The organism is Nocardia brasiliensis IFM 10847 (assembly GCF_000710915.1).
Lineage (GTDB): Bacteria > Actinomycetota > Actinomycetes > Mycobacteriales > Mycobacteriaceae > Nocardia > Nocardia brasiliensis_A.
Genome location: NZ_BAUA01000162.1, coordinates 1 through 12,521 on the forward strand (window position 1 = coordinate 1; position 12,521 = coordinate 12,521).

12 protein-coding genes and 1 tRNA gene are annotated in these 12,521 nt (G+C 66.2%); 5 read left to right on the forward strand and 8 right to left on the reverse strand.

All coding sequences use genetic code 11. The features are described 5' to 3' along the window. Window positions 1-21: 21 nt before the first annotated feature. The 3 genes from NBRGI_RS31715 to NBRGI_RS48820 all read right to left on the reverse strand — a co-directional run bounded on the left by NBRGI_RS31715 (window position 22) and on the right by NBRGI_RS48820 (window position 2,648). Window positions 22-411, reverse strand: a complete 390-nt coding sequence (locus NBRGI_RS31715; protein ID WP_148311021.1) for a hypothetical protein — start codon at window positions 409-411, stop codon at window positions 22-24. Then, a complete protein-coding gene (locus NBRGI_RS31720) occupies window positions 411-1,784 on the reverse strand; it encodes a hypothetical protein (RefSeq protein WP_029900867.1) in 1,374 nt (457 codons plus the stop codon). The genes NBRGI_RS31715 and NBRGI_RS31720 overlap by 1 nt, the downstream gene beginning before the upstream one ends. Before the next feature lie 255 nt (window positions 1,785-2,039). Then, the gene (locus tag NBRGI_RS48820) at window positions 2,040-2,648 is read right to left on the reverse strand and encodes a TetR/AcrR family transcriptional regulator (protein WP_051728183.1); all 609 of its coding nucleotides are present in this window, start codon (window positions 2,646-2,648) and stop codon (window positions 2,040-2,042) included. Between the two features lie 78 nt (window positions 2,649-2,726). On the opposite strand from NBRGI_RS48820, the gene NBRGI_RS31730 reads away from it, so the two are divergent. From NBRGI_RS31730 to NBRGI_RS31750, 5 genes are all read left to right on the forward strand, one after another. Next, entirely contained in the window at window positions 2,727-3,746 is a 1,020-nt protein-coding gene (locus NBRGI_RS31730) for a GlxA family transcriptional regulator (protein WP_036561683.1), read from the forward strand. Window positions 3,747-3,810: 64 nt separating this feature from the next. Continuing rightward, entirely contained in the window at window positions 3,811-4,521 is a 711-nt protein-coding gene (locus tag NBRGI_RS31735; RefSeq protein ID WP_029900870.1) for an alpha/beta fold hydrolase, read from the forward strand. Between the two features lie 33 nt (window positions 4,522-4,554). After that, window positions 4,555-5,514 (forward strand): alpha/beta hydrolase, encoded by a 960-nt coding sequence (locus tag NBRGI_RS31740; RefSeq protein WP_029900871.1) that lies wholly within the window; start codon window positions 4,555-4,557, stop codon window positions 5,512-5,514. A gap of 20 nt (window positions 5,515-5,534) precedes the next feature. Further along, window positions 5,535-6,245: an alpha/beta fold hydrolase gene (locus NBRGI_RS31745; RefSeq protein WP_029900872.1), complete on the forward strand. Its 711-nt coding sequence runs from the start codon at window positions 5,535-5,537 to the stop codon at window positions 6,243-6,245. A gap of 253 nt (window positions 6,246-6,498) precedes the next feature. Beyond that, window positions 6,499-6,912, forward strand: coding sequence for a nuclear transport factor 2 family protein (locus NBRGI_RS31750; RefSeq protein ID WP_029900873.1), 414 nt, complete (start codon window positions 6,499-6,501; stop codon window positions 6,910-6,912). Between the two features lie 705 nt (window positions 6,913-7,617). Here NBRGI_RS31750 and NBRGI_RS31755 read toward each other — a convergent pair. From NBRGI_RS31755 to NBRGI_RS31775, 5 genes are all read right to left on the reverse strand, one after another. Continuing rightward, window positions 7,618-7,690: transfer RNA gene (locus NBRGI_RS31755), tRNA-Ala, on the reverse strand. Window positions 7,691-7,890: 200 nt separating this feature from the next. Further along, entirely contained in the window at window positions 7,891-9,033 is a 1,143-nt protein-coding gene (gene sepX / locus NBRGI_RS31760) for a divisome protein SepX/GlpR (RefSeq protein WP_200882254.1), read from the reverse strand. 277 nt (window positions 9,034-9,310) lie between these two features. Next, window positions 9,311-9,961 carry a GNAT family N-acetyltransferase gene (locus NBRGI_RS31765; RefSeq protein ID WP_014988286.1) on the reverse strand — a complete coding sequence of 217 codons (651 nt, stop codon included), beginning with the start codon at window positions 9,959-9,961 and terminating at the stop codon, window positions 9,311-9,313. A 12-nt stretch (window positions 9,962-9,973) separates the two neighbouring features. Further along, a complete protein-coding gene (gene glp / locus NBRGI_RS31770; protein WP_014988287.1) occupies window positions 9,974-11,233 on the reverse strand; it encodes a molybdotransferase-like divisome protein Glp in 1,260 nt (419 codons plus the stop codon). A gap of 152 nt (window positions 11,234-11,385) precedes the next feature. Beyond that, entirely contained in the window at window positions 11,386-12,342 is a 957-nt protein-coding gene (locus NBRGI_RS31775; RefSeq protein WP_029900875.1) for a UTP--glucose-1-phosphate uridylyltransferase, read from the reverse strand. Between the last annotated feature and the right edge of the window lie 179 nt (window positions 12,343-12,521).

Genomic DNA, 12,521 nt, shown 5'->3' on the forward strand with positions numbered 1-12,521 from the left:
CTCACGCGGCAGACAATCCGCTCAATTTTGCTCTGAAAGTTCGTCCAATTCACCGATTATCCGGTCGAAGTCTTTCACCGACTGCTCGCAGAATTCTTCGTCGTGCTGCTCCAAAAATTCCACAGCTTGCGCCTCGGTGGCAAATCTATTTTCTTCTTTCGCTGCCATCACCCGCATCGGGACCAATACCCAGTTCCGCCGGGTGGTGTCGAACAGCCAGTCGATACCTCTGCTCTCAGAATCTACGATCGCACGCAACCGTTCAGCGAAACCAATCGGCCGCGGGTCTGCGAACCGCCAGGCCACCACAGGCGGAGCGGACGAGCCATCATCGCGTACGCCACCCGCATGACGGTACCATTCCAAATTGCCATATGAACGAAGCCGGGTGATGAAATCGCGAGAATTCATTATCGCACCGACTTGATGGTAGCGCCGGGATTATCTCCCATGATAGTATTCCGCCATTCTTCAATTGGTACCGGATTGGAGTTATGTCGCGGATCGTAGACATACTTACCATCAGTGTAGACCTCATGATATAGAAATTCTTCGCGTTTTCCATATTCCTCGACGGTCAAGTCTTTCCCGGTCGGCGGGTCAACTCTGAGTATCTCACCCGCACCAGCCGCAACCTTCTCCAAGCGTTCCGCGATCTCGGAACAATCTTCCCCGGGATGAATTCCCTCGCGTAGCATCCTCGCCATCTCGTCGGTGACATCCTTGTTCGGTACCGCGGCGGAGTCGGAATCCGTGCCGGCGCCCGGACCGTCCTCGTCGATGACCACACGCATGGCGATGATCGTCGCCAAAGCCTTGATGCCATCAGTCAGGCTCGGGACTTTATCGAAGGAGTCTATGACTCCAACCGTCACACTGGCCGCCAACGTGATTTTGAGGATCTGAAAGAGCTTCTTGGTGGAATAGAGACTGCGAAGGACATTGATGGTGTCAGCCGTGGCTGCGGTGACGCCTGCGCCGGCTACCGCAATCGAGCCGCCGAAACTGAACAGCGCTCCTAACGCCGCACCGGCCACAAGGAGTCCGACTGCCCACGCAAACGATTCCATCGCAGACTTGATGGCATCGCCCACCTCGTTGGTCGAGCTGTGGTATTCCGAAACAGGGGAGGCCACACTCAATGACGCTACGGCTAGATTGTCAGCCGCCGTCCGGAGCACTCCGAAGTTGTCTTGGATGAGCTGCCGGTTCCGGGCCTGATCCATGCCGTCGAACAAGGCTGAGATGGCCGCGATCTTCGCACCGGCGCCTTGTACGGTCTCGTTGTCGGCAAAGTTCTTCCACGTCTTGGCGGCTTTGGCGAGTTTGTCCACATCCCCGTTAGGGAGCTTCTCGAATGTGCTGACGAGCTTGGCGAGAAGGTCACTGAAGAACTCTTCCACGCCGCCGTTGTGCTTGACGCCGTTGCCGTTGTCATGAACCGAGGTCGGGAGGATAACCTTGTATTCCGAAACCTGATGGATGGTTGGGGCAGGTGGCGACGGGTTGCTCTTGTTGGCTATGCCGTAGTTGTATCCGCTGGCGTAGAGCACGTTTCCGAAATTGGTCAGCGCATCAGCCAGGTGTGTACAGGTCTGCATAGTTTCTTGCGCGACTCGGTCATAGGTTTCGCCCCATTGCTTACATCCCGGGGCATCGCCTGCCATACCGGCGCATTCACCTTTGACCGCATCATGCACAGGCTTGTCGGCGCGACGCAGTTCACCGGCGAGATCGTGACATCTCCGAGCAGCGTCGTAATAGATCTCCCAGTTGACGAACACACCCTCACCCCCCTTTGAGCATTCTCAAATTCCGCTCGATCACCCGGCAGTACGCTGTGTGTAGGACGCATCGCTCATGCCTCGCGCCCTTCGGCAGATTCCCTCGCACCACGATGGTTCTGCTCTGCGGCTGGAATCCCCCATCACCGATAGTGGGAGGCTACCGCGCACTACCTACCGCAGAAACGGCTGAGGGCGACACCGGCATTCGGTCATTCAGCGCTAGGCATCGGCTTGTTCACCAGTGACAGTCCATCACCGGGCGGGGGTGAGTTGGTCGGCCCAGGGGGTGGGGAGGGCGGCGCAGGAGATGTCGGCTATTTCGAGGAGGCGGGGGCGGGGGGTGCCCAGACGGCTGGCGAGGATCAGGCCTTGGGAGACCAGGATGATGTTGGCGCTGAGGGCGGAGAGTTCGGCTTCGTCGCCGGGGGGCACGGTCGGGCGGAGGCGTTCAGCGACAGCCTCTTCCATGGCGGTGGTGGCGCGGTTGCCGATGGTGACGACCTCGGGGATCCGCCCGCCGAGTTCGGCGATGCTGTTGATCAGCAGGCAGCCGCGGCGGCCGGGCTGGGCGGCGCAGTCATCGATGACGGAACGCAGCAGGGCGCGCACGGCGGAGCGCGCCGAACCGGGGGCCTGGCGGACGGTCTCGCTCACGAATTGTGCGCGGCGCTCGCAGTAGCGCGCGAAGGCAGCGAGGAACAAGCCCTTCTTGTTGCCGAAGGCGGCGTAGATGCTGCCGTTGCCCACTCCGGTCACGGCCGAGACGTCCTCCACCGAGGTGCTGTCGAAACCTTTCGACCAGAACAGCTCGATCGCGGCGTCGAGCAGGCCCGATTCGTCGAACCGGCGGGGGCGTCCCATTTGCACAAGTTACCAATCATTCGCGGGCGTGGTGAACACCACTTGTTATGGAGGCACGGCTCCATAATACTGGTGGACATGTCCCCTACTTCAGCCACGGCCCCGCGCCGCCGGATCGGCATCCTGGTTTTCGACGGCGTGAAGATGCTCGACTTCGTCGGGCCAGCGGAGGTCTTCGTCGAGGCGAACCAATCGGTGACGGGGTACGAGGTCGTGCTGGTCTCGGCCGACGGCACGGACGTGCAGACCTCGATCGGCGCGCGCATCGAGGTCGCGAGCGCGGCCGGCGAGGCGGGCAGCTTCGACACCGTGGTGATTCCCGGCAGCGAATTGCCGCACGCGCGCTGGATGACGCCCGACCTGCTGACGGCCACGCAGCTACTCGCCCGGCGCACCCGGCGGCTGGCTTCGATCTGCAGCGGGACGTTCGTCCTGGCGAACCTCGGTTTGCTCGACGGCAAGCAGGCGACCACGCACTGGAAATTCACCACCGACCTGGCGCGCCGCTTCCCGGCGGTCACCGTCGATCCGGATTCGATCTTCGTGCGCGACGGAAACGTCTACAGCTCAGCGGGTGTCGCGGCGGGGATCGATCTGGCGCTGGCGCTGGTCGAGGAAGATCACGGCGCCGACGTCGCCAGGGCGGTCGCGCAATCGCTCGTGGTCTACATGCAGCGCGCGGGCGGGCAGTCGCAGTTCTCCGCCTCGCTGCGCGGACCGGCACCGCGTAGTCCGCTGACCCGCAAGGTGGTGGACCTGATCTGCGCGGACCCGGCGCACCCGCACACCGTGCAGACTCTCGCCGCGCACGCCCAGGTCAGCGTGCGGCACCTGACCCGCCTGTTTCGGACCGAACTGGAGAGTTCACCGGCCGAGTACGTCGCGTTCATCCGGTTCGGGCTGGCCAGGGACAAGTTGCACGCCGGATACACGGTGACCGAGGCCGCGATGGCCGCCGGGTACGGCAGCAGCGAGGCGCTGCGCCGGGCATTTGTTGCGCGCCTGGGTATTTCGCCCCGGAAATATCAGGAGAGATTCCGCTCCACCGGCGTGACGGCGACCACTTTCGCGGAACACGCGACGGCGGCCGTGTCCTGATCGGGGGCTTTTGTGGCCCGCGAAGGGGGGCGCACACACGGTTGCGTCCCGAACACTGACAGACATGTCCACCACCATCGTTCTGATCCACGGCGCTTTCGCCGACGCGGCGAGCTGGGCGCCGGTCACCGAAAGGCTGCTCGGACAAGGCCGTCGGGTGCTCGCACCACCGGTCTTCAACCGCAGCCTGGCCGCCGACGCCGCCTACATCAAGTCCTTCGTGGAGCAGATCGACGGACCGGTGTTGCTCGTCGGGCACTCCTACGGGGGCGCGGTGATCACGGTCGCCGGTGTCGCCGACAACGTCGTCGGGCTCGTCTACGTGTCCGGTTACGCGCTCGCGGAAGGCGAGAGCTTGGGCCGATTGCAGGGCGGTTTCCCCGATTCCGAGCTGGCGACCAACCTCGTCTACGCGCCGTATCCGATCGATGGCGGCGAACCGGGCACTGACGTCTCGGTGGATATCGACGCCTTTCCCGCCGTGTTCGCGGCCGGTCTCGACGCCGAAAAAGCTCGGGTGCTGGCGGTTTCGCAACGGCCGCTGTCGGCGGCCGCGTTCGGCGAAGCAGCGTCGGCGGCCGCCTGGCGAACCAAGCCGGGTTGGGGCATCGTCTCCGCCGCCGACCGCACCATCAATCCGGACGTCGAACGCTTCGGGTATCAGCGCGCCGGGCTCCGCAAGGTGGTCGAACTCGACGCTCCGCACCTGGTCATGCAGACGCATCCCGCCGAGGTGACCGAGGTCATCACCGGCGCGCTCGCCGAATTGTCCTGAACCTCAACAACTCTCCAGAAGAAAGGTACGAAAATGACTGGGAACCCGTTGGGCATCTCGCTCGAACAGGCCGCGCAGGAGTTCGTGGACGCGACCTCCCAGCCGCCGTTCCTCTACCAGCTGGCGCCTGAAGAAGGTCGCAAGGCGGTCGACGGCGTGCAGGACAGCCCGATCTTCAAGCCCGAGATCGACGAGGAGTGGATCACCGTCGAGGGTGGGCCTACCGGCTCGGTGCGGGTCCGGATCGTCAAGCCGCTGGGCGTGACCGAGCCGCTGCCGGTGATCGTCTACACCCACGGCGCGGGTTGGGTTTTCGGTGACGCGCACACGCACGACCGGCTGGTTCGCGACCTCGCCGTCGGTGTGCACGCGGCGGTGGTCTTCCCCGAGTACGACCGCTCGCCCGAAGTGCGCTACCCGGTGGCGAACGAACAGTCCTACCGAGTCGCCCAGTGGGTCAGCACAAATGGCGCGGAGAAGGGCCTCGACTCGTCGCGGATCGCGATCGCGGGCGATTCGGTCGGCGGCAACATGGCCATCGCGTTGACCCTGATGGCGAAGGAGCGCGGCGACGTGTCGTTCCTACAGCAGGTGCTGTTCTACCCGGTGACCGATGCCAACTTCGACACCGGCTCCTACCAGCAGTTCGCCGAAGGCTACTTCCTCACCCGGGACGGCATGAAGTGGTTCTGGGACCAGTACACGACCGACGAGGCGGACCGCGCGCAGATCACGGCGTCACCGCTGCGTGCGAGCACGGCACAATTGGCCGGTCTGCCGCCGGCTTTGGTGATCACCGGTGAGGCCGACGTGCTGCGCGACGAGGGTGAGGCCTTCGCGGGCAAGCTGCGCGAAGCGGGCGTGCCGGTCACGCAGGTGCGTTACGGCGGGATCATCCACGACTTCGTGATGGTGAATTCGATGCACGACACCTACGCGGCGAAAGCTGCTGTCGCACAGGCTGTTGCGGCGTTGAAGGCTGCACTCTACTAACCCGGAAAGGACTTTCTGTCGTGAGCGTCAACCCCACCATCGTGCTGGTCCACGGTGCGTTCGCCGATTCCTCCAGCTGGAACGGTGTGATCGAAAACCTCAGCGGACAGGGCTATTCCGTGCTCGCCGCGGCCAACCCACTGCGCGGCCTCGCCGCCGACGCCGCTTACGTGGCCTCCGTGCTACGGACCATCGACGGACCGATCGTCCTGGTCGGCCACTCGTACGGCGGCAGCGTCATTACTGTTGCGGCCGAAGGGAATCCCGACGTCACCGCGCTCGTCTACATCGCCGCCTTCCTGCCCGACGCGGGCGAAAGCGCGCTGGAACTCACCGGAAAATTCCCCGGCTCCACCCTGCCGCCGACCACCCGCGAAGCGACCTATCCCCTCGCCGACGGCAGTTCTGCCACCGAGCTCTACATTCGCCAGGACGAGTTCCCGCAGCAGTTCGCCGCCGACGTGCCCGCGGCGACCGCCCAGCAGATGGCCGTCACGCAGCGACCGGTTGCGGTTGCCGCACTGCAGGAGCCCGCAGCTGTGGCGGCGTGGAAGTCGATCCCCTCGTTCGCGCTACTGACCACCGAGGACAAGAACATTCCGATCGAAGCACAGCGATTCATGGTGCAGCGTGCTGGTGCTGAGGCTGTCGAAACAGCTGCGTCGCATGCGGTTTCGGTGTCACGACCGGATGTGGTGAGTGAACTGATCATCACTGCGGTGCAGAAGTAGTCGTGGTGGCTCGTCGGTGCCGGCGAGCCACACTGGCTGTCTAAAGCCGACGCCACTATCGCCTGGTAGACGACACAATCTCGCCCACTTTCGAACGTTTCTTGCTTACTCGACGCCCGCGCGTTGACCCCTCCCTTCGTCGCCCGAAAAGATCTCCCTGGCACCGCCGTCTGCGCTCTGCCCACACCCGGCAACCGCACCGCCGCCCGGGATCGCCCCGCCGATCACGCGGCGACCGACACCAGGAGGACCCATGACCGCCGCCACCCACCCGGCCCGCATCGCCAGCAAGGCCTTACACGCGGCGGTCCAAGCGCGAGAAAAGGAAGCCTGGCTGGACCTGTTCTCCGCCGACGCCCTAGTCGAAGATCCCGTCGGCCCTTCCCATTTCGACGCCGAAGGCAAGGGCCACCAAGGCCGCGACGCGATCTCCGCGTTCTGGGACAACGCCATCGCCCCCAACGACTCGATCGAGTTCCTGTTCGACGACTCCTTCGCCTGCGGAAACGAAGTCGCCTACACCGGCAAGGTCCGCAGCCAGCACAACGGCCAGATACTCGAAGCCGAAGGCGTCTTCATCTACAAGGTCGATGACACCGGCAAGATCGTCGCCGTCCGCGCGTTTTGGGAAGGTGAGCGCACCATGCAGACGATGCGACCGGCCTGAACCGACCTAGTCTGAGCCGCAGCCAGGGCTACGAAGAACTCGACCGCGCAGTAGGTATCGAATATGTGCGGGCATCGAACCTTCGGCCGACGAGGTCGGTTGTCAGCGGGCCACGCCGAGGGGTTCCATCGACGTCATAGAACATTGCGCTGGAACTCGTTGTCGTGCAGCGTGAACTCGAACTGAACGACTCCCCGGCTGACCGAGTCGGGCCTCGATGGCCCGTCTGCCCAGACTTATCAAAAGAGAACCCAAGTCGTTGCACGCTTCCCAGCGTGGATGACACCTACAGGGTCTGTGACGGTTCCGGGCAGTGTTATTGCCCGGAGTGCGCAGGAGCCGGGAGAACACCGTGCTCCAGCTGCGCCGGAGCCGGAGACAAGAGATGTGCAGAATGCCTCGGATCCGGACGCGAAGCGGCCTCGAGGAGGCGAGCCGGGATGGAGGCGGGGCCTGAAGCATTTTGGACTGGCCAACCTGGGAGGGTGTGTGGGAGTGCGTCTCCGGGACTGGCAAACCGCGAAGGGGTACACGGTCAAAGCGGCACGGCTTAGCAGTTGAGGGTGCACCTTCAAAGGAAGTGCACCTGTGAAAGGGGGGTCCGGGGGGCGAAGCCCCGCCGGGCGGGGTGTGGGGGCTTCGCCCCCACAAAACACGCGGAACGAGAAAGGCTCATGCTCTCTATGAGCATGAGCCTTCTACGAGTGGAGCTAAGGGGAATCGAACCCCTGACCTTCTCGATGCGAACGAGACGCGCTACCAACTGCGCTATAGCCCCGTGCGGCTCCGGGGAACCGCGCTGTGCAACTGTAGCAAAGGATGCTGCGAGACTCCGAATCGGGGGGTTTAGCTGGGGTTATGGAGAGTTACGTGGGTGTGGTTCGCTCGCCTTCGGTGTCGCGGACGGGTGTGCCGGGGGTAGCGCGGTGCTCGCCTGCGGCGTTGCGGGCGGCGCGCCTGCGGCGTCGCAAACCGCGACTACTCCCCTGCTGCCCGGCGCATGTCGCCGCTCGTCCGGTCCCGCAGCGCCCGTGCCGTCGCCGGGTCGAAGGGATCGAGATGGTCGAACATGGGGTCCTCGTCGTCTACCTCTAGTAGGGACGAGCGCCTGCGGAGGGCTCGGGCGGTGTCGCGGTCCATGCTGCCGCGGGAGGCGGGGGCGTGGCGGGGGTGGTCGGGTTCGCCTAGTTGCTGGGCGCGGCTGAGGCGGGCGGCGCGGCGGCGGCGGATGTCCTCCTCGATGCGGACTTGGCGGCGTAGGTAGGTGAGGTAGCCGACGAGGATCAGGCAGGACAGGCCGCAGCCCCACCAGAAGAGGGGGTTGAGGGCTACCGCGAGGCCGCCGCAGAGCAGGGCGGTGAGGACCAAGCCGAGGACGGCGCGCTGCCGGAAGGTGTAGCGGGCGGCGCGGGCGATGGCGTCGGCTTCGGGGTCGTAGCCGCCGCGGCCGCGGCGGGTGGGGACGTAGTCGAAGTCGTCGTCGTAGTCGTCACGGGCGGCGTCGTAGTCGTCGAGTTCGACGCGGGCCGGCACGGCGGAACGCGCGGGCGGGATCCGGGCGGCCGCCGGTTCGGGGCGGGTTTGCTGCGCCTGGTCGTCGTGCACGTCGTCATCATCGGCCGCGTCGTCGGGGTGTGCGTCGACTTCGGCTGCGACAGTGTCGGATTCGAGACCGTCGGCGGACTCGAGGTCCGCGTCCTCACGCTCGGCGTCGTCGGTGTCGGCCAGTTCGGCGCCGGCGAGTTCGGTGTCGGCGAGCTCGGGGTCGGCGAGTTCGGCGTCGGCGAGCTCTGGTTCGGGGTGGGATGCCGCTGATTCGGCGATCGCGGGCGGGTCACCTTCGGTGACGGGGTCGTCGGCCGGTGTTGTCATCCGGTCCTCCGCATCATCGCTGTGGGCATACTTTCTCTGTGTGCGGCGGGGCCGCCAGTTGGGATCGGTTTCGTGCCCGGCGGCCGGACCACTCTTGGTGCGCCGCTTGGAATCTCCGCGGTGCAGCACTCGGGTGGCGAGCGCGGCGTCGGTGGTCCGGCGGATCCGCGGGTGCCGGTCGGCGAGGATCGGGAACAGGACGAAGACCCACAGCACGACCAGCCCGATCCACAGAATCGAGTTCGGCATCGCGGTCAGCACCTCCGTCCCCGCCTGGATTCGGTCCATTCGGCCGGCGAGCGGTGCGCAGCACGCCCCGCGTACGTCCGGCCTCCGTCCGTCGCTACTGCACGGGCGCCGGTCGCCTCGCAGGCTCCCTGCCGGGGGCGCAAGACGCACCTCCGACGTCCGTAGGTTAATTCCGTGACACGTCGACATCCGGCAGGCGCGCCGTGCACATCCGCCACACCTGTCACAAAGTAACCATTTCTGCCGCGCGTCGAGTGCCCCGGGAGTGTCCGGATAGTCAGAGCGGAGTAGCCCGGCCCTCCCGGATCAAACGGTCAACGACGGTGCCGGTCAGCTCCTCGACGGTGATCCCGACGAGCAGGTGATCGCGCCAGGCGCCGTCCACATCGAGGTAGCGGCGCAACAGGCCTTCCTCGCGGAAGCCGACATTGCGCAGCACGGCCTGGCTGGCCAGGTTCTCCGGGCGCACGGTGGCCTCGACCCGGTGCAGGCCGACCTCGCCGAAGCAGTGGTCGAGGCCGAGCGCCAGCGCGGCGGTGGCAACGCCCTTGCCGCCCAGATCCTTCGCGACCCAGTACCCGATCCAGCCCGAACGCAGCGCGCCGCGCACGATATTGCCGACGGTGAGCTGCCCGCTGAAATGCCCGTCGACCTCGATCACCAGCGGGATCATCGCGCCGCGCCGGGCCTCGGCCTTGAGGCTCGACCACAGCGACGGCCAGTTGGACGCGTGGTTGCGCGCCTCCCAGGCGCCCCGCCCGGTGGGCTCCCACGGCTCCAGATGTTCCCTGTCGCGCAACCGGATTCGGCTCCAGGCGGCGGCATCGCGCAGGCGCACCGGGCGCAAGCTCACCTGTCCGGCCGGGACCCGGATCGGGCCGAGCCGCGCGGGCCAGCCCGGATGCTGGGTGACCCGGAATACGTTCATCGTCTCCACGTCTCAGCCGCGCTGTGCGAGGAAAGCGACCCTGACCTCGTCGCCGGTGCGGATCTCGGTGTCATCGGGATCGATCACGATCAAGCTGTTGGCCTCGGCCAGGGTGGCGAGCAGGTGCGAGGAGGCGCCGGCGCCACCGCCGAGTGGTTGCACGAGGTAGTCGCCGGTGGCTTCGTCGCGCATAAGCTGCGCGCGCAGATACCCCTTGCGTCCGGCCATGGAGCTGATCGGGGTGATGGTCCTGGCCATGATGATCCGGCGCATGGGATGCCTGCGCCCCAGCGCGATCCGGATCAGCGGACGCACCATCACCTCGAACACGACCAGCGCGCCGACCGGGTTGGACGGCAGCAGAAAGGTCGGCACCTCGTCGCGGCCGAGCCGGCCGAAACCCTGGACCGAGCCGGGATGCATGGCGACGCGGGCGATTTCGAGCTCGCCGAGCCCCTCCAGCGCCTCGCGGACCTGTTCGGAGGCCCAGCCGCCGACCGCGCCCGCGATGACGACGACCTCGGAGCGCACCAGCTGTCCTTCGACCACGTCGCGTAACCGTCGCGGGTCCGCGCTGACGATGCCGACCCGGTTCACATCCGCGCCCGCGTCCCGGGCCGCCGCGGCCAGCGCGTAGGAGTTGACGTCGTAGACCTGGCCCGGACCGGGCGTGCGATCGATATCGATGAGTTCGCCGCCGACCGAGATCACCGACAGCCGCGGCCGCGGATGCACGAGCACCTTGTCCTGCCCGACCGCCGCGAGCAGCCCCACCTGCGCCGCGCCGATGATGGTGCCCGCGCGCACCGCGACGTCGCCGGGCTGCACGTCGTCGCCGATGCGCCGCACGTAATCGCCGGAGCGGACCGGTTCATAGATCTTGATCTTCGCGCGGCCACCGTCGGTGAAGTCCAACGGCAGCACGGCATCGGCGAGAGTGGGCAGCGGTGCGCCGGTGTCGACCCGGACGGTCTGGCGCGGCTGTAATCGGATGGGCTGCCGGGATCCGGCGATGACCTCGCCGACCACGGGCAGCGTCAGATCGACGAGATCGCCGTCCTCGTTGCGAATATCCGAGCCCGCGGCGGACACGTCGACGCTGCGCACGGCGTAGCCGTCGATCGCGGCCTGGTCGAATCCGGGCAGCGGCCGCTCGGTGACGACGTCCTCGGCGCACAGCAGGCCCTGAGCCTCGGAAATCGCGACCCGGACCGGCCGAGGCGCGACCGCCGCGGCGGTCACCTTGATCTGCTGATCCTCAACCGAGCGCATCCAGCCCTTCCTGATCTCTTCGCACGCCACCGATTCCATCGCGCGATATCGCCTCGGCACAACCGATTCGACGCGAGATGGTGAACCATCATTGGTACCCGACGGTCCACTATCGGCGAAACCCGACGCTGACCTCCGTCGGCTGCCGACCGCTACTCGTAGGTCGTCAGCTGCGGATCCCAGTCGGGACCGAGCCGATGTTGCAGCCACTCCCGCAGGGCAGGGCCGTATTCGTCGCGTTCCAAAGCGAAATCGACCGCAGCACGAAGATAGCCGCCCGGGTTCCCCAAATCGTGGCGCGACCCACGGTGCACTACGACATGAACCGGATGTCCCTGCGCGATCAGCAGCGCGATCGCGTCGGTGAGCTGCAATTCACCGCCGGCGCCCGGCTCGATCCGGCGCAACGCGTCGAAGATCGCGCGGTCCAACAGGTATCGGCCCGCCGCGGCGAAAGTAGAGGGCGCGTCGGCGAGGGCGGGCTTCTCCACCATGCCCTTCACCCGCAGCACATTCGGATTCACCGCGTCCGGCACGGTCGCGACATCGAAGACGCCGTAGGCGCTGACCTCGTCCTTCGGCACGTCGATCGCGCACAGCACGGTGCCGCCGCGCTTGCGACGGACCCGGCACATCACGTCGAGCACGCCGGAGGGCAGCACCAGATCGTCCGGGAGCAGCACGGCGATGGCGTCTTCGTCGTCGTCCAGCGCGGCCTCGGCCTGGGCGACCGCGTGACCGAGGCCCAGCGGTTCCTCCTGCACCACCGAGGTGACGTCGAGCAGGCCGGGCGCCTTGCGCACCTTCTCCAGCAGCTGGAACTTGCCGCGCTCGGCGAGGGTGCCCTCCAGCACCAGGTCCTCGACGAAGTGTGCGACCACACCGTCTTTGCCCGGTGAGGTGACGATCACCAACCGCTGCGCGCCGGAGTCCGCCGCCTCCGCGGCGACCAGCTCGATGCCGGGGGTGTCGACCACCGGCAGCAGCTCCTTGGGCACCGTCTTCGTCGCGGGCAAGAACCGTGTACCGAGCCCGGCCGCGGGTACCACGGCCGTGCGGAAGCACGATGCCGGCGCGGCATCGCCGGGTTGTCCGGCCTTTGCTGTCATGCGATTACCCTATCCATCCGTCACAGCCTCTGACTCGCTGTCGAGCCGACCGGTATTCCGGTCAGCCTATGGTGATCGCCATGGAGATGCCCGGCGAGCGCCAGAAACATGCATGGCGCACCGAAATTCTTGCGAGACGTACGGCACTGCCGCCCGACGAGCACGCCGCCGAAGCCCGC